Source organism: Psychrosphaera sp. B3R10 (genome assembly GCF_018861025.1).
Classification (GTDB): Bacteria; Pseudomonadota; Gammaproteobacteria; order Enterobacterales; family Alteromonadaceae; genus Psychrosphaera; species Psychrosphaera algicola.
The window spans coordinates 18,037-44,536 of record NZ_JAHKQH010000009.1 but is presented as its reverse complement, the minus strand read 5'-3'; the positions used below and the strand labels follow the sequence as shown (position 1 = coordinate 44,536).

Below are 26,500 nucleotides of genomic sequence, written 5' to 3'. Positions count from 1 at the left end.
AAGATGGTGGATGGAATTATTTAAAATATACGATGTTTGAGGGGTAAAGCCAACGTGAAGTTACACGTTGGCGATAAAGTTTTTCTACTATTCGTTACCAACGATAGCGGCAACAGCTGCCATTTCTTCCGCTTCACGAACATGTTCTGCTTCGTTATCTTGCAGATCCATTACTTCGTTTGTGATCAAACCAGCTTCGATTTCACGTAGAGCAGTTACAGTTGGCTTATCTAGACCAGCATCTACTAACGGCTCTTTGCCTCCAGTTGCTAACTGACGCGCGCGGCGTGATGCAACTAAAATCAAATCAAAACGGTTACCAATTTTATCAACAGCGTCTTCTACAGTTACGCGAGCCATTTACAATCTCCAGTTTTACCGCATTTTGCGGATTATTCACTTCAACACTTAACGCAAAAATTGCACTAAGTTAAAAATTTTTTAAGGGGCGTAATATTACACTAAGGTTAGCTTTTAGCCAACAGATCATTTAACAAGGATTGATGTTTAATTTGTTGGTTTGCTTTTCTGCACCGATGTGCGAGTACAACTGACTCCAATTGAGCCAAAGTGGTATCAAAATCATCGTTTATTAAAACAAATCCATATTCGTCATAGTGAGACATTTCGCTTTGCGCTTTGTCCATGCGTTTGGCGATCACGTCTTGTGAATCTTGGCCGCGTTTATTAAGGCGATTTTCCAGTTCAGTTTTTGATGGTGGTAAAATAAACACCGAAATAACTTCGCTCACTAACTTGCGCATCTGCTGCGCGCCTTGCCAATCAATATCCAAAAATACGTCAATGCCTTGGTCAAGTTGATCAATTATCGCTTGTTTAGAGGTGCCATAAAAATTGCCAAATACTTCAGCCCATTCAAAAAAACCATTCTGCTCAATAACCGCTTTAAATTCATCTTTATCACAAAAGTGATAGTGAACACCGTCAACTTCACCGGGTCTTGGTGCGCGTGTTGTATGAGACACAGATACTTTCATATCGTCATGTTTTGCTAACAATGCGCTGATCAAACTTGATTTACCCGCACCACTTGGTGAGGAAATGATGAACAAATTACCTTTCATATTACTCGTTCTTTTGAATTGGACTATTTTAAAGCGCGTCAGTATATCATCTATTTAAATGATGAACTTAATTTCCGCCATCGGCTGCTTTGTCAGCGGCTTCTTGCATCTCTTTCATTTTTTCTTCTAACGCTTTGACGCTCGCTTTAGCTTCATCAAGTGCCTGAGCTCGTTCGGTAACATAACCAACAAGTGGATTATCTACCGCGGCATCCGCTAATGGTTCTGCTTTTTCTAACAACATTTTAGCCGACTCTGGCATGTTATCCTGTGCTTCAGCCCAAAGCGGCTCAATATAAGGTTTTACATAACCATTAATATCGACTTTTAAACCGTATTGAAGAACTAAATATACAACGGCGATTTTCAGAATTAATTTAAACATACGTTTCTCGTTAACAAATTCAGTTAATAGTAATGCATTTAAAGGCCAATTTGTGCCAAATGCAAGACTGAAAAGAAATTTGGGGGTGAATAATATCACATTCACTTTTTAGCGTTAGCGGTCGATAATAGCTAATAAGCTGATCTTTTATCAGAGTTTTAACCAAGTGGATTACACTAAAACGTATCTTTTGTGTAATCCCTAGATATTTTCTGGAGTCTATCGCAGGCTCAGTTGTGTCATTTTTTAAATAAGCTGTTTGAATTAGTCGACAGTTAATACTTAGATGGTGAAGATGTTTTATGCCGAATAAATTGTTACTGGTCATTCTCCTCGTGATTTTGAGCATTAAGCCACTTGTTGCTGCGCCTTCAGATGTCCCGCGTGACGTCTCCGGCAGCGCTCAAATTGATGTAGATGAAAACAGCACGTTTGTTGCCAATTTTATCATTGATGATGAATTTAATGGCACTAAAACGCTTAGTCTAGAAGGAGAAGATGGCGACTTATTCGACTTAAATTCAGGCCAGCTAACGTTTTCCCAAGCCCCAAATTATGAGCAGCCCGGCGACAATACCCACAATAATGTTTACAGCTTGAGGGTCAATGCAAGGGACAGCCAGGGAAATCCGTCAGCCATAGACATTCAAATCATCGTTATTAATGTGAATGAAGCACCCGTGATTTCAATCAACAACAACTATTCGGCCTATGAAGACACCAATTTTAGTTTTGGTTTAGCGGCAAGTGATGAAGACGGCGACGAATTTACGTTTTCAATTGCTGGTGCAGACGCCGAGTTGTTTTTGTTGTCAGAGGACTTTCAGGTCACGCCGATATTCACCTTAAACTTTGAACAACCACAGGACCAAGACGCGAATAATGATTATGAGCTGATTGTTTTAGCTGAAGATATAAATGGCAATGTTGGGCAATTAGCCGTTAACTTTTCGGTCTTAAACCGCCAAGAATTAGGGTATTTCACAGGTCTTGCACCTATTGTTATTTACGAAGTTGACGCCAGCAATGGTGAAAGCTCGCCACTGTTTAAAAGTCTTACTTGGGTTGAGCCCGACGCACAATTTGCTGGTCAAGTTTTGACAATTTGGGGCCACTTACCGGAAGACTCAATTGTATTGGAAAGTGATCTGTCCGCAGAATTAACTGTGTTGTCGCAAACCGGTCAGGTCATTTATATGGGGGAAATTGTTGCCCAAATCACACCGAGCAAAAAAGGCGAAGCGGGTGCACCGTTAGAAATTACCTTTAATGAGTTTACGACGCCAGACGCTGCAAATGTCATTTTGTCGGCCATTAGCTATCGCAATAGTGCAATTTTACCGGTCGAAAGTCGTTTGATTTATTTTGAGTTAGTGGACCAAAACAACAAAGTTATTAGGCTCATAAACAGTTTAGATATGATTGAAGATGATCAGTATCAGCCAAGCTTTACATTAACAAATGACTCGAACACTCATTTAACTGACATAAATAACGACAATTTAGTTGATTTAGTGGTTGGCCAAAGCGATGGACAACTCGCGGTATATATCAACAACGCCAACGCCGTGCTTGACTGGCAAAGTACAGCTAATGGAGCGTTAGCGCAGTTTGATGTTGGATCAGATGCAGTGCCTTTTGCTGCTGATTTAGATAATGATGGTGACAACGACTTGCTCGTGGGAAATCAGTCTGGTTTTTTGAGCTATTTTGAAAATACCACCGACGGTGGGGCACTCACTTTTGTCAGTAAAATTGGCCGAGAAAACCCCGGCCGGTTTATTGACGTTGGCGCTGGGGCCAGACCGACATTAGTCGATGCTGATAATGATTTAGACTTCGACTTGTATATTACCAACAGTGACGGTGAATTATTTTATTACGAAAATACAGGCAGTGTTAGCAATGCCGTATTTGGACTGCAAAACCAAACGTTAATTGACTTAAGTTTAGTGGGCAATGTTTTAGGTTTGGCGTTTGCTGATCTTGATACCGACGGCGACGTTGATCTGCTCGTAGGCAGCGACTCAGGTCGACTGATTTATTATAAAAACCTCGGCACGGTAACCCAGCCCTTATTTAAATCCGAAGGATTGTTGAACCCATTTAACCAGGGGCAATTTGAAGGCAATGTCTTCCCGCATTTTACCGATGTTGACGGCGATCAAGACCTAGATGTTCTGGTGCAAAGTTCAGCCTCATATTTCGATGTGTTTGATAATCAATCAGGTCTTACAGTAAACGTCGTCAAACGTGACAATACGGTGCCTGTTTTTGTGCCAGCCGAAGAAGTGAATTTGGTGAGCAATGTCAAATACCTGTTAATCGCTGAAGTCTCCGATCCCGAAGACGATCCGATAACATTTCAATGGCAACAGCTTAGTGGTCCAGACGCTAATATTTTACGGCAATTAGGACAAGAGTTAGAGTTTGTTGCGCCAAGTGTTGACGAACATCAAGTCTTGCAATTTAAGTTGGTGGCGAGTGATGGTCGATCTTCGGCAGAGCAATTATATGACATCAATGTATTTCCTATCGGCACTAATATTCCGGGGTATAACCTTCCGACAATCGAGCTAGGAGAGACACTAACAGCGCGACCTGGCGAACAAGTGTGGTTAGCTGGGGTAATTTTTGATGCCGATGATGATGAGTTAGTCTTTAATTGGTTGCAAGCCACGGGGCCGTCAGTGGAACTTATTGATGATGATACGTTAACGCCCAGTTTTATTGCGCCTGAAAGTGACGAATCAGTGTTGCTGAAATTTCGATTGGTTGTAAATGATGGTCAGTTTACCGTTTACAAAGATGTAACTGTTGTGGTCGACATTGTTGTTGAAACCCCAGATGAAGAAACACCCGACGAGGCAGACGAAAAGGATGACTCAAGCCCTAAATTTGGATTAAGTTTGTCGATAGGTTATTTGATATTTGCCTTAGGGATTGTCGGATTTAGACGACGTCGGAGCGCGCTGGTTGCTATTTCGACCAAATAAACTTGTGTTGATATTTTACTAATTGAAATAGCCAGTTTATCCATTAATACATAACTAAACGGAAAAACCGTACTGGATTGTTAAAACAGTACGGTTTTTTTGTGTTCTTTGATTAGTCCGCGATTACCACTGAAGGGTTACGCAGTGACTTGGCTGCTTTTACCATGTTTTCTAATGCCGGTTTTACTTCTTCCCACCGACGGGTTTTTAGTCCGCAGTCGGGATTGATCCATATCTGGTCACGGTCAAATATTGTCGTCGCCTTTTTGATCAACGTCTGGATACTTTCCAGCGTTGGGATATTAGGTGAATGAATATCGTAAACCCCAGGGCCAATTTGATTTGGATATTGAAAACGTTCAAAAGTTTTCAACAACTCATTGTCTGAACGAGACGATTCAATCGTAATCACATCGGCGTCCATATGCGCGATTGCATCGATAATGTCATCAAATTCTGAGTAACACATGTGAGTATGTATTTGTGTTGAATTAGCGACATCACGGGCACATAATTTAAATGCATTTACTGACCAGTCTAAGTAGTGCTGCCAGTCATTTTTACGCAGAGGCAATCCTTCTCTTAGTGCCGCTTCATCTATTTGAATTATGTTAATGCCTAATTGTTCCAGCGCCTGTACTTCTTCTTTAACTGCCAACGCAATCTGATAGCAAGTGGTAGATAAGGCTTGATCATCACGAACAAACGACCAGTTCAAAATAGTCACAGGCCCCGTTAACATGCCCTTAACTGGCTTGTTTGTTAACGACTGCGCGTATTCAGCCCATTGTGTTGTTAATGGTTGGCTACGGTAAACATCACCAAATAAAATTGGCGGTTTTACACAACGAGAACCGTAACTTTGTACCCAGCCCAGTTGCGTTTGAGCAAAACCTTCGAGCAACTCACCAAAGTATTCAACCATGTCATTACGCTCAGGTTCGCCGTGCACTAATACGTCGAGGTCTAAATCGGTTTGGTATTGAATAACCGATTCAATTTCCTGCTGCATTTTTGTTACGTATTCAGCGTGGTCGATTTTACCGCGCTTATACTGGTTGCGGGTTTGACGAATATCAGCGGTTTGCGGAAATGACCCTATGGTTGTTGTGGGGAACGTCGGCAGTTTAAGTTTTTGTTGTTGTATCGCTTGTCTTTCGACATGCGGGCTTATTCGATTTAAATGTTGAGTATTGATATTACTTAGGGCGTTTTGCACGTCTTGGTTGGTCACTAAAGGAGAGTGGTGACGACGGAGCAGACTTGTTTCATTATCCTTTAGTTGCTGTACAACCGCATTACGGCCTTTATTTAATGCCAGCGTTAAACATTCTAGTTCGGCAATTTTTTCTTGGCCAAAGGCTAGCCAGTCGATGAGTTCGTCCGCTAATGACGTTTCGTTCGCGAGAGTGACAGGAACGTGCAATAACGAGCAACTTGGCGCTAACCATAGATTGTCTTGTTTCACCTGGGCAAGGAGTTCTATCGAGTCTAAAATTTTTGTGAGATCAGATTTCCAAATATTTCGTCCATTAATCACGCCAAGAGACAATACTTGGTCAACCGGTTGGGATTGCACTAACGATGACGCTTCATCAATGTCATGAGTCACGTCGATGTGAATACCCGCGACTGGTAATGTGGCAACGAGATCGAGATTGGTGCCCAGTGGCCCAAAATAAGTGGTTAACAAAATTTTCAGTGACGATGTTTTTAGAGCATTAAACGCATAGCGATAAGCAAGTTGCCACTCAGGTGATAAATCAACAACTAAAGCGGGTTCGTCAATCTGTACCCATTCAATTCCGTGGCGTTCGATGACCGCAAAGAGTTCTTGGTAGATAGGCAATAATTTGTCTAATAAGGCCAATTTATCACATTGATCTTTACTTTTTCCTAGATGTAAATAACTGACCGGACCCAAAATCACAGGTTTCACCGTTGAGCCTAATGCTTTGGCCTGATTGATTTGACGAATGAGTTGTTCTGGGTTTAACGAAAACTCAGTGTTTTGATCAAATTCTGGAACGATGTAATGGTAGTTGGTGTCGAACCACTTGGTCATTTCACCTGCTTGCGTGCAGCAATTGTTATGGTTGCGCGCTTTGCCACGGGCTACTTTAAAGTAATTGTCGAGTCTTGAATCATCGTCGTTTTGAGCCCGCTTCGGCACGTTACCTAATAAAAAGCTGGTATCGAGCACGTGGTCGTAAAAAGAAAAATCTCCCACTTGGGTGAAGTTTAAATCTGCCGTTGATTGAATGTTTTGTTGTTGAATCGTATTTGCCGTTAACTGCAGTTCGTCAGCAGTAATGTCGCCACGCCAGTATGATTCAAGTGAAAATTTAAGTTCTCTGTTTGGACCGATCCGTGCCGCGCCCAATAAATGTGATTTAGCCATCTATACCTCTAAATTGAAATGATTTTGAAGTATGGTAGAGTGACTGTTCTATTAATAAAAATGGTTTATTTTCATAAATACATGAAAATGGCTCATGAAATAATTGCATGGAAGATCATGTTAGACCGACATCAACTCGAAATGGTACGCGCCATTGACCACTACGGCACAGTGACTAAGGCATCAGAACACTTATGTTTAACGCAATCGGCATTAAGTCATGCGATTAAAAAGCTCGAACAGCGGGTAGGCGTTCAACTTTGGCGCAAGTCTGGGCGAACCTTGTTATTGACCGACGCCGGTGCACATGTTTTACAAGCGGCAAATAAAATACTGCCGCAATTTGAGCGTTTTGAGTCTGAACTTGAGGCACTCAAGCAAGGTTTTGTTGGCTCGTTAAAGTTAGGCATTGAATGTTACCCCTGCTTTCAATGGTTATTGCAAGTGGTATCACCGTATCTCAGCAAATACCAAGACGTCGATGTGGATATAAAAAACGAATTTCAATTTGGTGGCATGGGCGCGTTATTTGCTCATGAAATTGATTTGCTTATCACGCCGGATCCTTTATTGAATAGAGCGATAGAATACATTCCAATTTTTGACTACGAACAGGTTTTAGTGGTCAGTAACCAACATGCCTTTGCCGAGTTAGAGCATATTTTGCCCGAACAACTCGAAGATCAAATTTTGTTTACGTATCCGGTAGAAACCACGCGATTGGATGTCTTTAATCAGTTTTTGTTACCGGCTGGACGCACAGTGAAACAACATAAAACATTAGAAAACACTGAAATGATCCTACAACTGGTTGCGTCAAATCGAGGGGTTGCGGTATTGCCCGATTGGCTGGTGGCCAAAGCTGAAAACAAAGATCAAATAATGTCATTACGGTTAGGAAAAACAGGCCTGCATAAGTCGACCTTTATTGCGGTAAGAAAGGGTGAAACCCAAAGCCGATTTGTCGATGAATTTGTGGCGCTAGCAAAACAACAAAGTGCCTGATAAAGGAACTCTAGCTTGGTTTTTTATGTAAATTGGCAAACATAGGAAAGCAGACACAAAAATGCCGCGATAAACGCGGCATAAGTTATTTGATAACGTAGAGTCTACCTAACTTAGTCTTCTTTAGGCGCAAACTTAAGCTGCAGTCCCATTAGGAAGTTACGTAATACTTGGTCTTTACAAGGACGGAAGTGTTTATGTCCTGCTTTACGGAACAGTGCACTTAGTTCATGTTCGCTGAATCGAAAGTCCGCTAATTCTAAAATTTCCAACATGCCTTTAGATTGCAAATCAAACGCGATTTTTAATTTGCGCAATACAATGTTGTTATTCAAGGTGGTTTCTGCTGCCGGTGATGGGCCTTCACGCTTGCCACGTCGTTCAATAATAAGACCATTTAAGAAGTTGGCAAAAGCTTCATCAGGCAAGCTTTTGTAACGCTCGTCTTCGTCTTTAGCTAACCAGCTAGTTAATTGAGCATTTTCAACTTTGTAACCAACGTGGTCAAAAATTGAAAGCATTTTAGCGTTGTCATAGCTAAGGGTAAATCGAAGTCTTCGAAGAGCGTCGTTATTGGTCATGTTAGGTCGCATTTGTTCAAAATTTTCTCGATTATACTTGGTTTTATTCGGTTTGTCTCAAGCAGCAATGACCCAAATTGAAGATAGTTTGGAAAGACGAAATTTTTACTGAAAAGTTACAGTTAAAAATCCGCTTTTTATCCGTATTTTCAACTGTCCTTTTAACGCTAACTCAGCATAAACAGAAGGGGAAATACTCAATTTGTGGTCTTTATTGTCGATCATATGTCACTAAAAATAAATTAAAATCCATTAAAAACATGAGGTTGAAATTAATTTCAAAATAATGAAAAAAAATATTGCACTGAATGTTTTTTTGCCTAAAATACCGCCACTTCTTGTTGATAGCCAATCCAAGTACATCGTGAAAAACACGGCCAGGCAGTTGAGCAACTATCCAAGAGTGACTTTGAATGTTTAGTTATGTTTTGACTCGCTCGCCTCACTTTTGAGGTTTATATATTTGTTTTATTGAAGACGTCTGGAGAATAAAAGAACACTATGTCTATCAACCCAATTGTTACGCCTATTCACGCTCAATCTTTGTCATTTAACCATGTCGATTCTGCTGAAGTTTTAGTTGCCCAATACGGCGCGCCGTTAATGGTGCTTGACTGTGATGTCGTGCGTCAACAATACCGATCTTTGCAACAAGCGTTGCCAAACGTAGATTTACATTACGCATTAAAACCTTTGCCTCATCCTGCTGTAGTGTCAGCATTGTTAGCGGAAGGTGCATATTTTGATCTGGCGACAAACGGCGAAGTTGACTTAGTTAATTCAGTAGGTGTACCAAGCGATCGCACGATTCAGACTCACCCGATCAAACGTGTAAGCGACATTCAATATGCGCTTGAATACGGTTGTTGTGTATTTGTGGTAGACAACATTAACGAAATCGACAAGTTTGTGGCCTTCAAAGACGACGTTGAGTTACTGGTTCGTGTGAGCTTTCCTAACGCCGATGTTTTAGCCGACTTGTCGAAAAAGTTTGGTTGTAAACCAGAACACGCTGTTGCGTTGATTAATCACGCGCACAACTTGGGCATTCGTGTAAAAGGGTTGTCGTTCCATGTTGGTTCGCAAACACGTTCTGGTGACAAATACGCGACTGCAATCTCACGTTGCGCCGACATTATTGAGCAAGTTACCGAAGCCGGTTTACCAGCCCTTAATACGTTGGACATTGGCGGCGGTTTCCCTGTGCAATACACAGCGGACGTTCTACCAATTAATATCTTTTGTGCGCCAATTCGTGATGCGTTAGCGCAATTACCAGACACAGTTCGTGTGATTGCTGAACCTGGACGTTTTATTGTTGCCCCTGCGGTAACTAATATTGCTTCAGTTATGGGTCAAGCAGAGCGAAACGGCAAAACTTGGTATTACTTAGACGACGGAATTTACGGGTCATTTAGTGGTTTGATGTTTGACGAAGCAAAATACCAAACAACAAGCGTTAAACAGTCTGACGAATTATTCCCAGCTGTGTTAGCCGGTCCTACGTGCGACAGTATCGACGTGATTTCGGAAAACATCATGTTGCCAAAACTAAACAATGGCGATTTGATAGTGAGCACTATGATGGGAGCTTATTGCTCTTGTACGGCAACCGATTTTAACTTCTTTAAACGCGCAGAAATGGTGGTTGTAAACGAACATGCGTTTTCTGAGTCAGCTGTTAGTGCTTAGTTCTTAATGCGCAGAAACATTAAACTGGCGTCGTTGTTCGTTTGATTTGTCAGTAGAGTCTTTATTTTTAAAAAACGCCCGAGATTATGTCTCGGGCGTTTTTGTTGTTGCTACCACATTTATTAAATTAATTGATTGATTGTAATCAAATTACAACTACTTCATAGTATCTATAAGTGCATTATTTTTGTTCAATAGGTTGTAGTTATGAAATCGTCACCCTTTACTCGCCGAGAATTTGTTCGTTATTCATTAATGGCCGCTGGTTATTCCCTAACTGCTGGCAGTTCGTTACTTGCGCCGCTAGTGCATGCGCTAGGCAAAGTCCCAACCAAACTGGACGACGGTGAGTCTATTTTTACCTTGTCGGGAAAAGTAAAAATAAACGGAAAAAAAGCTTCTGATTCATCCATTATTACCGCCAACGATACCATTGAAACTGACAGTAACAGTCAACTCATATTTGTGGTTGGTAAAGATGCACATATTTTACGAGAAAACAGTAAGCTGATTTTAACCGACAATACCTCAAGCTTAGAAGCAGGTTTGCAACTAGCGAAAGGGAAAGTGTTGTCGGTCTTTGGTAAAAGAGGGCAGGGTGAAGGCAGTTTAAAGCTCAAAACCACGACGGCGACAATAGGCATTCGAGGAACCGGGGTTTATTCTGAGTCACACCAAGATCACAGCTATGTATGTACCTGTTATGGTCAAACTGAAATTGCTTCTTTGACCGATCCGAGCAGCTCAGAGATAGTGACAACAACACATCATGATGCACCTCGATATATTTTAAAAGATGGCAAAGCCGGTAGCTTGATTGAAGCTGCACCAATGAAAAACCACACTGATGAAGAACTCATGATCATCGAAGCCTTAGTGGGCCGCGCGCCTCCGTTTTCTTCTTTGATGCAATACAACGCACCGCGCCGGGGTTATTAAAGTGGTGCTAAAGAATGAGATATAAAGTTCATGTTTAAGCGGATTTCAGCAGACCGGCTCTGCATAACTTTGCTGTTATGCTTAGTTACGCTGTGTCATGCATTTACTGCTTTTGAAATACCGCTTATCAGCGCCATCGAAAAATCACTTTACGATACCAGTTTAAAAATCCATTTAACCGACGACACCGACCAACATGTTGCCATCGCTAATATTGATGAAAAAAGCATAGCTGAGCTTGGTCAATGGCCATGGCGCAGGGATGTATTGGCGCAAATGGTCGACACCTTATTTGACCATTATCAAATTAAGGCGTTGGGATTTGATATGGTGTTTGCCGAAGCGTCGGATAATACCGGACAGGAAGTTTTGCAGTTACTTGCCAACAGTGATTTAAAAGATAATTCGACCTTTCAAATGGCTTATAACGCATTGCAGCCGCAACTGGATTTTGACTTGGCCTTTGCCACAAGCCTAAAGGGCCGAGATGTCGTAACCGGGTTTGTATTTGAACAAACACCAAAAGACAATGTAAATCGATTACCGCTTCCTATTATGGACCTGACACCTGAAGTTAAACGTAACAACTCATTAGTTGAAGCCTATTCATTTGTTGCCAATTTACCTTTATTGCATGAAGAAGCTTCATACGCCGGATTTTTTGATAATCCATTGTTGGATGACGATGGGGTGTTTCGTCGAGTTCCCTTATTGCAACATATACAAGGTTATGTGTACCCGTCATTGGCACTAGAGCTCGCTCGTTTAGGATTAGGGGCGGATAAAATAGACGTTCATTTTGATCGGTATGAACAACGTTCTTTTGTGAAGTCGGTACGACTAGGTGATCGGATTGTACCCGTGGCTGAAAACGGTGAAATATTAGTGCCTTATCGTGGTTACGAACACAGTTTTCCTTACTTTTCTGTTATCGATATCATTCAACAAACAGCTGATCTTGAAACGTTAAAAGGCAAGGTCGTGCTCCTTGGTACTGACGCCGCCGGGTTACTGGATTTGCGAACCACCCCATTTGCCAATACCTACCCAGGTGTTGAAGTTCACGCGAACATCGTTTCCGGCATTATTGAAGATAGAGTAATGCAAGTGCCAGAATTTGCGTTATCGTTTGAAATCACCAGTATTATTTCCTGTACCGTGCTGTTATTGCTCATCATTTCACTTCGAGATCCGCGTTGGCAAATTGTTTCTGTCTTAGTACTTATCGTCGGATTATTAGTGTTAAGCCAAGTGTTTTGGAACAAAGGTTTTGTTATGCCATTAGCGTCGAGCTTATTGCTAACAATTGTATTGTTTGTCACGTTAACCGTGATCAATATGATGACCGAAGCACGACAAAAGTTGTCTATCGTGAAGATGTTCGGGCAGTACGTGCCGCCAGAGTTGGTTGCTCAAATGAGCCGAGAACCTGAGAAATACCATTTGGAAAATACCAATAAAGAACTTACTGTTTTGTTCTCTGACATCCGAAGTTTTACCACAATTTCTGAAAGCCTCTCTCCGGACGAACTATCCGATCTAATGAACCAATATCTAACCGCAATGACTACCGTTATTCACCGCCATAATGGCACTATCGATAAGTACATGGGCGATGCGATAATGGCCTTTTGGGGCGCACCGATTGATACCGAGGAACATGCCCTCTTAGCAGCGCGAGCGGCTATGGATATGGCCGACGAGTTAACCAAACTCAATGTCGACTTTACCGCGCGTGGTTGGCCTGAAATCAAAATAGGGATCGGCCTAAATACCGATACTATGTTTGTGGGCAACATGGGATCAGAGTTTAGGATGGCATATACCGTCATGGGCGACTCGGTCAACCTTGGTTCAAGGCTAGAGGCTTTAACGAAACAGTACGGCGTATTCTGTCTTGTTGGACCTAAAACAGCCCAGCATCTCGCGGAGAATGAATTTTCATTGAGGCAAGTCGATTTTGTAAAAGTGAAGGGTAAAAACGAACCTGTGGCGATTTTCCACATCGACAAAGAAATTGAACCTGAGCTAAATTCAAACTTTGCACAATTTTTAGACGCATATAAACAGCAAAATTGGACAGTTGCGTTAGACTTTATAAAACGCTTCAAGCAAGAAAATAGTATTAATGAAATATTGTTGACCATGTACGAAGACCGCATCCGTCACTTCCAGCAGTACCCACCGGGTGATGGTTGGGATGGCGTGTTTGTGCATACCAGCAAATAGTTACAGACAAATATAAAACGTTTAGGCCATTTTCATTCACCATGTGTGACTGGGCTAATCTCTCAAATAATAAAAATACGAGTAACGTTATGAAAACCATAAAATCGATAATTTGGCTAAGTTGCATATTCATTGCAATTTGCTTTTCCTCAAGTAGTGAAGCAAAAGTGACGTATCTCGGGGATAATGGGGTTTATGAGAAAATTTATTTGAGTAATTCTGTTACCGCTTGTGCCAGTTGCCACTACTCAGGCTCTTCCAGTTATACCGACCTCAGTACCTATTCAAAGTTTAAAACTCACGGCAGTACCTCCAGTAGCTATATAGCGACTGGGTTTATGCCCTATAGCGATGCAGACTTAAATACCAATGAGAAAAATTTAATTAGTCAGTGGGTAGCAGACGGTTCTGTTTACGCTGAAGCACCAACCGTTGCCGTAGTTACCGATATTGTGAGCTCGAAAACCAGCGCTACTCTTTATGCTTCAATTGACCCAAATGGGTTTAAACCTTCTGCATATGTTTTTAATTACAGTACAGTAAATGGATCATGGACTAATTCGGTAGTTTCAACCAGCAGCCAAGAAAGTGCCGTTGGTACTGGCGGTGGTGGTGTCAATAGTGGTTATTACAGTGTTAAACAAGTCAGTACAAGCCTATCCGGATTAAGTTGTGGTACAACCTATTATTGGCGGCTATATGCGACAAATGCCTATGGCACTAATTATTCATCTACGGACAATTTTACAACATCGGCCTGTAATTATGGCCCGACAATTTCTACGACCACGTTAAACAACGCGACAGAACAAACGTTATTTCAGCAAACAATTTCCGCCACCGATGCAGAAAGCGACACTATCCAGTACGCGCTTAACACTGCCCCAACAGGCATGACAATAGGAAGCTTAAATGGATTAATTAGTTGGACACCGACAGAAGAACAATCTGGTAATAGCTATACCGTAACTGTGACCGCAACTGATTCGACCGCTGATATTAATGCGACGGCACAGAAAAGTTATACAATTGAAGCCTTCGAAGTTAATGATGCGCCCCAAATTACTTCAACTCCAGTGATAGTTGCGACGGAAGACTCGGTTTATACCTATAATCCCGTGGTTGTTGATGACGACGACAGTGCATTTACATTTAGCTTGCTGTCAAAACCGGTAGGGATGAGTATCAATGCGTCAAACGGCGAAATAACATGGACGCCGGTCAATGGCCAAACAACAAGTGGTTCAGTCATTATTAAAGTATCGGATAACGATGCAACAAATGAAGGCACAACAACACAAACGTTTTCTATTTCCGTGACGGCGGTAAACGACTCGCCAACCTTAACAACAACTGCAGTGACAACAGCAACTGAAGATCAGAGTTATGTTTATAACGTTGGAGCAACTGACGAAGAGGGCGATACGCTCGGATATGAATTAACGACGGCACCAACTGGCATGGTTATCGGTTCTTCAACGGGAGAAATTAACTGGACACCAGAGGCCTCTGCAATTGGCGACAACGCTGTGGTTGTTGCAATATCCGATGGTAACTCCAGTATTTCTCACAACTTCACCGTTACCGTAACCGCGGTTAATGACACACCTATCATAACGTCAGTAGCGGTTACCAATGGTGCTGAGTCGGTCGTTTATCAATATACGGTTGTTGCGACTGATGAAGAAAATGACAGCTTGACCTTTAGCTTAACCACTGCGCCAAGTGGCATGTCAATCAACGAAACAAACGGTTTAATTACGTGGACTCCTGCGGCGGCGGCCGCAAGTTATGCCGAAAATGTGGTTGTAGAGGTCTCCGATGGCAATAGCAGTGAAAGTCAAAGCTTCACTATAAACGTCATTGCAGACGACGACGCCCCATTTATTTCAAGTACAGCAGTCACAACAGCCACTGAAAACACCTTATACCAATATCAATTATCTGTAGTAGATTCAGACGATACAAGTGGCGGTGCTAACCATGTTTATACTTTGCTCCAAGCGCCAGAAGGTATGATAGTCGATACATCTGGGCTAATTAGCTGGACGCCAAGTGATGAACAAACCGGTAACTTTGATGTTCAAGTTCGAGTACGAGACGGGGCCGATAATGATATCCAACAGGATATTCAATCTTATTCCATTACGGTCGCCGCCGTTAACGATGCACCGATAATCACATCAAGCCCGAGCACCTCGGCGGTACGTTTTGTTGAATATACTTATCAGGTCGTGGCAACAGATGTTGATGATGATGTTAGCGAATTAACCTTTGCGTTAACGTCTACTCAGGACAACATGACTCTATCTGCGAGTGGATTGCTAACCTGGACGCCAGGTTCAGAAGACTTAAGCTCTGGGGATATTACCATTGCCGTTACCGATGGCGGCGAAGATGGAGCCGTAGCTGTAGAGCAAACGTTTGTTATTACGGTTAGTGTATTTAACTTTCCACCTGAGATCACCTCAGAACCGGTTCTTACCGCGACTGAAGATGTGCTGTATGAATACCAAGTGGTTGTTGAAGATATCGACGATGAAAATAACGGTACAGACATCAATTTCGAATTAACGAATGCCCCCGACGGTATGTCTGTGACAAGTACAGGGTTAATACAATGGACACCACTTGAGGGCGTTGAATTAGCGAGTGCCATATTACTTACAGTGACCGACGGTGGCGAGAATGACAGCCAAGCGGCCACACAAGCATTTGATATTGTTGTTACTCAAATCAATGACGCGCCAACAATTACATCGACGCCAACACTCGCGGTCCTTGAAGGACAACAATGGCTGTATCAATTAACGATTGTTGACACAGATGACGACGTGACTCAAGACGCATCGGCATTAACAACGACTGTGGTTTCAACATTAGGTAACGCGCTTAATGTCACCGACAGTGGTGCATTGTCATGGACCCCGCAAGAGGGCGATTTAAGTTCGGGTGAAATCATCATCACGGTGACAGATGGCGGTGAAGATGGTGCGACAAGTGCTGTACAAACTTTCACAGTAAGTGTCACAAGTGTCAATCAAGGTCCTGAAGTTGCGGCGGTGACATCGCTGAACGCAACGGAAGACTTGCCTTATCAATATACATTAGAGGTTACGGATCCTGACGATCAAAACGACGGACAAGATATCACTTATCAGTTAATTAGTGGTCCTATAGGCATGACAGTGTCTGCTACCGGGGTTATCGATTGGACACCAGCAGAAGGTCAATTAACGTCTGGCGATGTCATTATTCAGGTTGCTGACGGTGGTGAAGATGGGGCGGAAGCAGCATCGGTCATGTTTGTTATAACGGTCACTGCAGTTAACGACGCACCTGTGTTTGATAGCAGCCCAATAACTGAAGCGACTGAAGGTCAACTTTATACTTACCAAGTGACTGCGACCGATGTAGATAACGATAATGACGCGCTGATCTTTAGCCTACTTCAGGGGCCAACGGACATGACGATCGTTAACGGCGAATTGAACTGGACGCCAGGTAACAATGCAACAAATGCAGATATTGTGGTTGTTGTAAGTGATGGTGAACTAACCGTTCAACAGAGCTTTTCGATAATAGTCACTTTGGTCAACGACGCGCCGAGTTTTGACTCACAACCTATTACCCTTGCGGTTGAAGATACGCTTTATACCTACGATATTATTACAAGCGACATTGATTCTGAAAATCTGACATTGTTGTTATTGTCGGGCCCAAATGGCATGACATTAGTTGATAATCAATTAAGTTGGACACCAACGGAGGGCGTTGTTACCGGCAGTGTTAATTTGTCATTGTCAGATGGACTTATTACTGAACTACAATCGTTTGATATTGCCGTTACCGCCGTTAATGACGCACCAGAGGTGAGCGCATTTGAACCACAACAAATCACCGAATTACAATCTATCGCCATTCAGGCCATATCGACTGATGTTGATTCTACTGAGGTCGCATGGTCATTAAGTGGCGCACCGCTTGGTATGTCGATATCGGCAAATGGCCTAATTTCATGGCAAGCACCGCAGTTTAGTGCAGGTCAATATACCGTTGATGTCGTTGCGGATGACGGCGGCGATACCAATCATCTAGGTCAACAAACCTTAGTTGTCAGCGTTTTATTATTAGATGGCGACGGTGATTTGGTTGCTGATTATGCCGATAACTGCCCATTAGTTGGTAATACAGCTCAACTCGATACCGATATGAACGGTGCCGGCGATGTATGTGATTCTGACGACGATGGCGACGGCTTAAGTGACGAAATTGAATTGGCGTTTGGGCTGAACCCTCTTGATAAAGACGATGCATTAACCGACTTAGACGGTGACGGCTTGTCTAATTTAGACGAATACCTTTTATGTCAAAGTGAAGGCGATACAAGTTGTTCAACCTTTAATCGCGACAATGTGCCACCTGTGATTACGGTGGAAAACGACGCCATAACGGTTGTTTCAACCGGCTTACTTACCGCAGTTGATTTCACCGGCAATGCCACTGCAAACGACTTAGTTTCTGGTAACGTCGATGCCACATTAAGTAATGTCGGCCCTTACCGCCCGGGTCGTTATGACTTGGTTTGGCAAGCCCGTGATGCGGAAGGCAACGTTGCTACAACAACGCAAAGACTCGATGTATTACCGCTTATCAGTGTTAATGGTACGCGGGTGATTGGTGAAGATCAGGCGGTGGAAGTGACCTTACGATTAAACGGCTCGGCACCTGAATATCCGGTGACAGTTGGTTTTGAAGTGTCAGGCACCGCAAGCAGTGAGGATATGGATCTGGTTAATGGCAGTGTTGTTATTGAACAGGGACAGGAAGGCAAAATTATGTTTTCAACATTCGCGGATACGCTGGTGGAAGAAGATGAATCTGTGCTCATTCAACTCACTTCTGTCGACGGTTTTGCGCGCTTAAATGCCATCGCCAATCAGCAAAAACAAACCCTAATGATAGTAGACCGCAATGTTGCGCCAGAACTAAAACTCGTGGCGCGTCAAAATGCACAAGTTGCCGCGAGCATTTATCAAGACCAGGGGTTAGTCACAGTGACAGCCAGCTCATTTGACGCCAACAATGATCAAATTACGCTGGCAATATCGATGACAAATGGCGTGACTTTTGACGCCATAAGCGACAATGAAATTACGTTTGACCCAACTTTGCTCGACACAGCCTTTGTGCGAGTGACCGCCACCGCAGACGATGGACAACAAGTCACAACTCTTACTAAGCGGTTGGATATTGTCGCTGCAGCACCAACACTTAGCGCATCTAATGATAGCGATGGCGATGGCATCACAGACGCAGATGAAGGGTTTGGCGATAGTGACGGTGACAAAGTACCGGACTATTTAGACTCAATTGATGAACCAAGTTTAATCGCCACAAGTATAGGAGGCGACCAACTCATAGCAACAGACGGTGGCTTACAATTATCGTTAGGTGAATTGGCGGCCGCAGATCTTTCTGGTGGCGCTTTAATCAATCAGCAAAATATCGTTAATGACGCGGGTGAACAAGTGGCAGATGATGGCTTCTCCGTCATTGGCGGGCTTTATGACTTTGAGGTCTCAGGACTAAATGATGCCATTCGTCAAGCACGAGTGGTCATTCCGCTTAGCCAATCAATTCCGTTAAATGCGACATATCGCAAGTTTGACGGCAGTCAGTGGCTCGACTTTGTGGCCGATGCAAACAACGCAATTGCCTCGGCAAAAACGATTGCAGGAATATGCCCAGATCCAGAAGACGATGTGTATACCGCGGGATTAACTTCTTTTGATAATTGCATAAGGTTGACCTTATCAGACGGGGGACCAAATGACGCCGACGGCGTTGTTAATGGCGTCATTGTAGACCCAGGAGGGGTAGCAATTACAACCACCGAGCTGACAGTATCGTTTGATACACCAGTACTTGAGAAACCAACAGAACAACCAGAAGGGGGCAGTTCGATGAATATGTTGTGGTTGTTATTCGCAACGTTTTTAGTTGGCACACGTCGCAAATTAACAATGGCCACATGCCGCGAGCTTAAAAAGGAGATGTCAAAATGAACAATGCCTTTTTAAAGCTAAACACCCTTTCAAAAAGTAAATCAAGAGTTTGTGTTGCTGCCACTTTACTGGTTGCCTGTTTTTCCAGTGCTGTGAACGCTGCAGGCGAAGAGCGTAATTGGTCTATCGATGCCGATATTGGTAGCTTTTACGATTCAAACGTCGGCAAAGCCAAATTCCTTCGAGATACCGTTGAAGATGAAGTGGTGCAACTCAACGGCCGATTTCAATATCGCTGGGAAAGTAATAAAAGCTTGTTGTCGGTGAGTGCTTTAGCAGAGTCTGAATTTTACGACACAGTTGATACCCTCAATTCTCTCACAGCTGGGGTTGAAGTTGCTTACAGTTGGCAAAACAGTTTTGGTTTTTTAGCCCCTTTTTACCGTGCCAGCTTGACCTATAAACACAAAGAGTTTGATAGTGCCGGCCGCACCTCCGACATATTGAGTTTTCAAGCATTTGCAACAAGACGAATTAGCACCGACTTTACCGGCCGACTAGGTTATCAATATACCAATGTTACGGCGGGCAATGCGGTATTTGATAATTCGGAACACAGGTTGTTTGCTAACGTCGACTATCTTTGGTCAAGAGAGCTCGTCGCTTATCTTACCGCGAGTGTCATATCTGGCGACGTTTATTCTGTAGCGCAGGCCACCTTTTGTAACGGCCTTACCGCTGACGACATCTATCCCTTAATTAGCGAATCAAAAGCAATTTGGCGTGACGACTCATTTAATCAACATTTTTGTGGCGACTGGTTTGCGTATCGTTTGGCCGCAACAACAACAAGTTTAGCGTTAGGGGTTAACTACGCGCTGAGCCATAAGTACAGTGTCGACATTTCGGCCACGGCAATCGATAGCAGTGCGTCAGACTGGGTTGAATATCAGCGAATGCTGGTGCGAGCAAGTTTATTGGTGAGATTCTAATGATGAAAATATTTTTAATATGCGCAATAACAGTCATGCTGGTGGCCTGCGGTGAAGACGCTGTCGCGCCGGAAACAGAAAGTGCTTTTCCAAAGATCCACGCCAATAAATTTTTAAAGTACGTTAACACCCAAGCGGGGTTACCTGCAGGTGAATACCAACTAAAAATGTCTTCTAATGGCACTTTCAACAATATCAGTTACCAAATAGAAGTCGTAAAAGGAACCGTAACTGACGACGCAAACTTGCAGCCAGAAACGTTTACCGGTGAGTGGATTTCCGGTCAGACAAGTACAGAAACCTTTTTACTAAACCAAGCCATAGGTGTGGAAATTACCATGGCGTCATCGGCAGAATTGACGATTGGCTTATATAAAAACGACCAACTCATGGCGGCGACGCAAACAACCAGCGCAACCGAACCCGCTGTCATTTCGATTGCTGCAAGTAACATTAGTAATGCAGCTTATTCTGATGCGTATTATCGAGCGGTTGACCCAGACAATACTCGCACAACCTTGGCGGGTTGGTTAGACGCAAATGGTTTTGACCAAGGTGATGAAACCTATGTGGCATTTAGAGATACCAAAGATCTCGGATACGGCCGCAGCATGTTCGCCCGTAAACGCGCAGACGGTGGTACAGCGATATACGTTGATAATTATATTGTTAAATTAGGCGGTCCGTCACCGGCCAATTATGGCCCACTTAATGTACACGCTGCCGTTGAACAAAATAGAAAATATCATGCGGGCACTAATGCCATCGAGTTTAGCCCCATTGACGCAAGTGACCCCAACTCGCCAATGATCACTAAATTTTTCACTTTCAAACCGGCCGATAGCAGCGGTGTGCAAGAACGATTACTTGAAGCAGATCTAGATGGACGCGGCATTAAGCCAGTGCCAACCACTTGTATTAGTTGTCACGGTGGCGCTATGCTGCCGCTGGATAAAAATGGCGAGTTTCAATTACAATCTTTACAAACGGCAAAGTTAAATCTATTGGAAATAGATACATTTGAATACAGTGATTTAACGGGCTTTAGTCAACTTGAACAAAGTGAAAATTTACGTACATTCAACAGCATCATCGCTGATACGTTTGAGCAACAGAAAAATCAAACGGGTGTTAAAGGTCATTGGTCAGCCGATTTTGCGATTGAAATTGCGAAAGGTCGCTACGGTGATGATTTAGACAACGGCAGTTTTGATACCGCATATGTGCCCGCCGGTTGGCAACAAAACGGTTCTCGTCCTTCGGGCGTAGCGTCTTTATATAAAACGGTTATCGAACCGCATTGTGTTAGTTGCCATTCGCTTCGGGGTACAGAAATTGGCGAGTCGACAAAAGTTGAAGTTGATGGCGAGTTAATCAGTTTAGCCAATGCGGTGAATTTTAGCAGTTATGAAAAATTCATAAGTATGTCGGATCGAATTATCGACTACGTATATCGCCGTGGGCAAATGCCAATGTCGTTAAGAAATTACGAACGTTTTTGGCAAAATCCACAGGGCAAACCTACATTCTTAGCATCTTTTTTACCTGGGTTTGACGTCTTAGATGAAAACGGCCAAGTCGCCCAACCACAATTTCCTTATGCCAAAACCGTTGCGCCATCAACACTTGTTGCCCCGGGGTTTGTACTAGGTGAAGGCAGTATATTTGCCTCAACCTATGCATGGCGATTAGTTAATAAAGCAGATGATACCGATATTGTGTTGGGAGATTTAAATACGCCTAACTTAGCAATTTTATCGGCGACACCTGGGCAATACGAATTTGAGCTTGTGGTGACCAATAAGGAAGGAACCGCTAGTAGCCCAAGTCTGATAGAAGTTACCGTCGTTGATGCCGCAGACGCAACACCAGTGACGTTTGATAACGAAATTCGGACTCTTATGGGGACTAGCGACAATAGTTCTTGTTCATTATGTCACCGACCCACCGGCAGCTATCCTAATATCCCAGCGTATTATGCCGATTCGAACCCTGATCAATACTTTGACGTACGCTCGCGGATCGATTTTGTCGACCCAACAAACAGTCCAATTTTAATTAAACCAACGTCTGAAAATCATGGTGGTGGGGTTGTGATTGACCGTTCTACGGTTGAAGGAGAAAAACAATACACTATGTTATTGGACTGGATCTTGGCTGGCGCGCCATGTGGCACAGATACTGAGGTTTGTTATCAATAATTAAACTGAAGACCTTTGTTCTGGTCTTTTATTAAAGCGGGTCAAAGATGCACTAAGGTGTGTCTTTGAACGTGTCTTTTCCACTAACTTATTCTTTCTCTCTATTTTTTCGCATTGCGCGCATTTTTACTTATCGCCGTTCTAATTATAAAGTTAACAAACCAATTTAAGCATTTTTGTCTAATTTATTTTAAAAATGGTCAACCAAATTGTAAGTATGACTTGTATTTTGGATGTTGATTGGTTAACAATACACCACAGGATTACAATCAAAAATAAAATTAGAATAACAGAGGTAGGCATGCGTTTAACTAGAATCGCCGTAATATCAGCGTTAACAACAAGTTTATTGGCTTGTTCAGCGACTGAAGAACAACCGGCACCATTTAAAGAAAGAGCAAATTCAAAAGCGCCAGCATCTAAGTTTGACTTACGTGAATGGAAGATCACTTTACCTCTAGATGAAGACAATAACGGTAAAATTGACGAAGTTGGTGTGCGTGCGATCCAAGATTACGCCCACCCAGACTTTTTCTATTTAGACGACAACGGCCACATGGTATTCGCAACACCAAATAAAGCGACGACCTCTGCTAATTCATCAAACACGCGTAGTGAATTACGACATATGTTACGCGGTGACAACAAGGGCATTAAAACGGCCTCATTTAAAAATAACTTTGCCATAGCGAGACATACATTTTCTGATAAATTTGCGCAAGTTGGCGGCAAGATGGAAGCAAGTTTAAAAGTCGACCAAGTTGCAGTACGCGCTGGTTACCCAGACAAGCCACCGGCGTTTTCAGTGGTTGTTGGTCAAATCCACGCGGGTAAAGACAAAAACTTATTGGAAAAAACCAACGAGCAGTTTGGTTGGGGTAATGAACCAATTAAGATCTTCTATAAAAAATGGCCAAACCACGATACAGGCTCAGTATTTTGGACCTACGAACGTAACTTGCCAAAAACAGCAAAAGACCGTACCGACATTGCTTATCCTGTTTGGGGTAACACTTGGAAAAACCCTGCCGATCCAGGCGCAGAAGGCATAAGACTTGGTGAAGAATTTAGTTACGTTATCAACGTCCATGAAAATACCATGTACCTAGAATTTACCGCTGCAGGTAAACCAACGGTTAACTATGCAATCGACCTTAGTAACAATATTGATGCGTACGGCAACCAAGACCTTAAAGACAATCCATTTGGCTATACGCTTGATTGGCATTACTTTAAAGCCGGTGCTTACAACCAATGTAGCACTAAAGATGACGTCGCTGGTTGGTATACTGCTTGTCCAGGTACGGGCGATTGGGAAATCGACAAGGCCAATGGTGACTACACTCAAGTGACTTTCACTAAACTTAAAGTTGGAAAAAGCACAAAGCCTTAAAAGAACACTAATGCACATTTACCAACAAGGTAACTATGACATTCCCCAAAAAGCCCTTTTTTAAGGGCTTTTCGCGTATCTCATGACTGACTTTTTATAATGTTCAAAATGGTATTACACTATTGTGATTAAGTAGGGCAAACTCAGATAAATGCTTAAAACGCCACTTTGGATAGATGATGAATTACGACGAATTTAATACATATTGCCGTTCATTCCCTGCCACCACATATGTTGTGCAATGGGGCAATTCTCATGTTTGGAAAGTGGGCGGCAAAGTCTTTGCTATTGGAGGTTGGACAAAAGACAAGACCCCAGCCTTTACATTTAAAACTTCAGAACAAAACTACGGATTTTTAAGTGAAAGCGAAGGATATCGACCAGCGCCATATTTAGCCAATCGCGGAATGAAATGGATCCAGCAGATATCAAACAACCCAGAACTCGACGAACAACTTACATATTATTTGTCTGAATCCTATCGTTTAGTGTCGTTAGGTTTAACCAAAATAAAACAAAAAGAGTTAAATCTAAATCAACCAGACAGTTAACCCCAGCTATCACGCAACATAGGTGCTCAAATATCCGCGTACACATTGGTTTGTGACTTAACAACACAGACACTTTTTGCTAGAGTTTTGCTAAGAAATCAATACAGTTTGGCTTGCTTTGCACAAAATAAATAACCGTTGTTGAGCTAATTACAGCAAAGTTAAGCCGCCGTTTAACACATTAGGTATGGCCATAAATGCAGGGAGTCAGCTATGTATACCGTAAGTTTCCATGCCGCCGAAGGTACCGACAACCATTCTTCTGCGAGTTCGAATAGCGGTGCAAAGGGCAGCGCTAAAAGCATCTCTAAAAGTAGTGCTAAAAGCATTTCAAAAAGCATTTCTAAAAAGAAGAAATACAAAACCGAATCCGGCGCAATGAAGGCAATGTGGAATTGGCTTAATGCCAATAAAGGTTCTGTGAATTATTTCTCCCCACACAGCATGCCGCAAACATTTACCGACAGTAACGAACTGCCATATGAAGGAACCAAAACCGAAACTGATTTTTATCGCACGGCTAAATGGCTCCGCCTGCGGACAGCAGCGTTTGAGCAATTTGGAAATAAGTGTGCTTGCTGCGGCGCAACCCCAGACACCGGAGCCGTGTTGCATGTAGATCACATAAAACCACGGTCTAAATACCCACATTTAGCACTAGAGTTAGACAATCTTCAAATCCTGTGTGAAGCGTGTAACATGGGAAAACTGAATGTGTCAGAGACCCAATGGCGTTAGTGTGTATTAGTTGGAAAATCGGCAACTAGGTTGCTTTAGCTCGTTAAAGAGTAACGTTGAAGCAGTAATATATAACTAAGTTATTTGCAAAAAGATAAAAGAGATAAATTTGAAACGTCCAACCAAAGAGCAAATTCGAGCGCTACCTATGTACTCAGGTCTAAATTTACAAGACATCACCATTGTTGAAAATGAGCAAGATGCAAAACAAGCATTTGCGGCATTAAACCAAGAGCGCTGTGTTGGGTTTGATACAGAAATGAAGCCTATTTTTAATAAAGGTGAAACCGGCCCTGGACCGACCTTGATCCAACTGGCTACCGACTCACATGGCTATTTATTTCCCACTCGGTTTAAGTGTGCAGTAACCGCCGCTAGAAAAATTTTAAACAATGAACAGATCAAAAAAGTCGGTTTTGGGCTAAGAGGTGATAAAAAAGAGCTGCGCAATAAGCTCGACATAGAACTGAGCAATGTAGAAGACTTAGCTGTGACATTGAAAGTAATGATTGGCGACAAAGACCTAATTGGCGCTCGAACCGCAGTTGCCATGGTACTAAACGCACGACTCGGCAAGGGCGCACAAAAATCCAATTGGGGGGCTTACCCACTTAAACCAAGCCAAATCCAATACGCCGCAAACGACGCCCACTCAGCAATTTGTATCGCTAATGTATTGGCCAAACAGAAATGACCAAGCAGAATTGACCAAGCAAAGTGGGCGCGAATGCAAAAACGCAGTTAGTTAATACCGACGACGCAGATTAGCCACTTCGGCAGCAGCATTCGCTTCATGGGCTGCAGCCGCGACTTCTTTGTCTACAACGGTTTTACCAATAGGCGCAATTGAAATACCAGCGAGCTTTAGGTGTTGGATGGCAAACGGGATCCCAATAATAGTCACAAAACAGGCAATAGCTGAAAAAATATGACCAATGGCGAGCCAAAGCCCAGCAAACAAAAACCAAATTACGTTACCCACAACCCCAAACTCACTAGTGCCAACGTCCTCTTGCAAGGTTAATTCGTCGCGGGCAATAGCCTCTTTGCCAAAAGGAAAAAACGAAAACCCCGCCATAACAAAACAAGCGCGACCCCACGGAATACCCACAATACTTATAAAGGCCAGGAACCCAAAAAAGCACCAAGCCAAACCCATGACTACACCGCCAAATATAAACCAGATTAAATTACCAATTGCACTCATCTCAAATCCTCAAAAAACACTCACTTTAGAAATCATAATAAAAAATAGGGGCAGGGCGCTATAACTAATTTGTGAGAAAATGTGTGGCAACCCAGCC

At 42.8% G+C, this 26,500-nt stretch carries 18 protein-coding genes; 12 read left to right on the top strand and 6 right to left on the bottom strand.

Annotated features, from left to right (window positions below; all coding sequences use genetic code 11):
* Window positions 1–87: 87 nt before the first annotated feature.
* The 3 genes from rpoZ to KO525_RS03880 all read right to left on the bottom strand — a co-directional run bounded on the left by rpoZ (window position 88) and on the right by KO525_RS03880 (window position 1,470).
* Window positions 88–360 carry a DNA-directed RNA polymerase subunit omega gene (rpoZ, locus tag KO525_RS03890; protein WP_215962479.1) on the bottom strand — a complete coding sequence of 91 codons (273 nt, stop codon included), beginning with the start codon at window positions 358–360 and terminating at the stop codon, window positions 88–90.
* Window positions 361–467: 107 nt separating this feature from the next.
* The gene (gene gmk / locus KO525_RS03885) at window positions 468–1,085 is read right to left on the bottom strand and encodes a guanylate kinase (protein WP_215962478.1); all 618 of its coding nucleotides are present in this window, start codon (window positions 1,083–1,085) and stop codon (window positions 468–470) included.
* 67 nt (window positions 1,086–1,152) lie between these two features.
* On the bottom strand, window positions 1,153–1,470 hold the full coding sequence (locus KO525_RS03880; RefSeq protein ID WP_215962477.1) for a hypothetical protein: 318 nt from the start codon (window positions 1,468–1,470) through the stop codon (window positions 1,153–1,155).
* 302 nt (window positions 1,471–1,772) lie between these two features.
* Here KO525_RS03880 and KO525_RS03875 point away from each other — a divergent pair, with 302 nt between their 5' ends.
* The gene (locus KO525_RS03875) at window positions 1,773–4,466 is read left to right on the top strand and encodes an FG-GAP-like repeat-containing protein (RefSeq protein ID WP_215962476.1); all 2,694 of its coding nucleotides are present in this window, start codon (window positions 1,773–1,775) and stop codon (window positions 4,464–4,466) included.
* 112 nt (window positions 4,467–4,578) lie between these two features.
* Here KO525_RS03875 and metE read toward each other — a convergent pair whose 3' ends face one another.
* Entirely contained in the window at window positions 4,579–6,867 is a 2,289-nt protein-coding gene (gene metE / locus KO525_RS03870) for a 5-methyltetrahydropteroyltriglutamate--homocysteine S-methyltransferase (protein ID WP_215962475.1), read from the bottom strand.
* Window positions 6,868–6,906: 39 nt separating this feature from the next.
* Here metE and KO525_RS03865 point away from each other — a divergent pair, with 39 nt between their 5' ends.
* A complete protein-coding gene (locus tag KO525_RS03865) occupies window positions 6,907–7,872 on the top strand; it encodes a LysR family transcriptional regulator (protein ID WP_272181638.1) in 966 nt (321 codons plus the stop codon).
* Window positions 7,873–7,985: 113 nt separating this feature from the next.
* Here KO525_RS03865 and KO525_RS03860 read toward each other — a convergent pair whose 3' ends face one another.
* Window positions 7,986–8,453: a DUF1456 family protein gene (locus KO525_RS03860; RefSeq protein WP_215962474.1), complete on the bottom strand. Its 468-nt coding sequence runs from the start codon at window positions 8,451–8,453 to the stop codon at window positions 7,986–7,988.
* Between the two features lie 501 nt (window positions 8,454–8,954).
* Between KO525_RS03860 and KO525_RS03855 the strand changes: the two genes are divergently transcribed.
* The 10 genes from KO525_RS03855 (at window position 8,955) to KO525_RS03810 (ending at window position 25,890) form a co-directional block, all read left to right on the top strand.
* On the top strand, window positions 8,955–10,145 hold the full coding sequence (locus KO525_RS03855; protein ID WP_215962473.1) for a type III PLP-dependent enzyme: 1,191 nt from the start codon (window positions 8,955–8,957) through the stop codon (window positions 10,143–10,145).
* A 207-nt stretch (window positions 10,146–10,352) separates the two neighbouring features.
* Window positions 10,353–11,084, top strand: a complete 732-nt coding sequence (locus KO525_RS03850; RefSeq protein WP_215962472.1) for a FecR domain-containing protein — start codon at window positions 10,353–10,355, stop codon at window positions 11,082–11,084.
* Window positions 11,085–11,114: 30 nt separating this feature from the next.
* Window positions 11,115–13,313, top strand: coding sequence for a CHASE2 domain-containing protein (locus KO525_RS03845; RefSeq protein WP_215962471.1), 2,199 nt, complete (start codon window positions 11,115–11,117; stop codon window positions 13,311–13,313).
* A gap of 89 nt (window positions 13,314–13,402) precedes the next feature.
* A complete protein-coding gene (locus KO525_RS03840) occupies window positions 13,403–19,381 on the top strand; it encodes a putative Ig domain-containing protein (protein ID WP_215962470.1) in 5,979 nt (1,992 codons plus the stop codon).
* Window positions 19,378–20,313, top strand: coding sequence for a hypothetical protein (locus KO525_RS03835; RefSeq protein WP_215962469.1), 936 nt, complete (start codon window positions 19,378–19,380; stop codon window positions 20,311–20,313). The genes KO525_RS03840 and KO525_RS03835 overlap by 4 nt, the downstream gene beginning before the upstream one ends.
* A complete protein-coding gene (locus KO525_RS03830) occupies window positions 20,313–22,514 on the top strand; it encodes a hypothetical protein (protein ID WP_215962468.1) in 2,202 nt (733 codons plus the stop codon). The genes KO525_RS03835 and KO525_RS03830 overlap by 1 nt, the downstream gene beginning before the upstream one ends.
* A 301-nt stretch (window positions 22,515–22,815) precedes the next feature.
* Window positions 22,816–23,907 (top strand): polysaccharide lyase family 7 protein, encoded by a 1,092-nt coding sequence (locus KO525_RS03825; RefSeq protein WP_215962467.1) that lies wholly within the window; start codon window positions 22,816–22,818, stop codon window positions 23,905–23,907.
* 179 nt (window positions 23,908–24,086) lie between these two features.
* Complete coding sequence (locus KO525_RS03820; protein ID WP_215962627.1) at window positions 24,087–24,458, top strand: MmcQ/YjbR family DNA-binding protein; 372 nt, start codon at window positions 24,087–24,089, stop codon at window positions 24,456–24,458.
* Between the two features lie 213 nt (window positions 24,459–24,671).
* Entirely contained in the window at window positions 24,672–25,196 is a 525-nt protein-coding gene (locus KO525_RS03815; RefSeq protein WP_215962466.1) for an HNH endonuclease, read from the top strand.
* A 109-nt stretch (window positions 25,197–25,305) separates the two neighbouring features.
* Window positions 25,306–25,890 carry a 3'-5' exonuclease gene (locus KO525_RS03810; RefSeq protein ID WP_215962465.1) on the top strand — a complete coding sequence of 195 codons (585 nt, stop codon included), beginning with the start codon at window positions 25,306–25,308 and terminating at the stop codon, window positions 25,888–25,890.
* Window positions 25,891–25,941: 51 nt separating this feature from the next.
* Here KO525_RS03810 and KO525_RS03805 read toward each other — a convergent pair whose 3' ends face one another.
* Window positions 25,942–26,403: a YccF domain-containing protein gene (locus KO525_RS03805; protein WP_215962464.1), complete on the bottom strand. Its 462-nt coding sequence runs from the start codon at window positions 26,401–26,403 to the stop codon at window positions 25,942–25,944.
* Window positions 26,404–26,500: the final 97 nt, after the last annotated feature.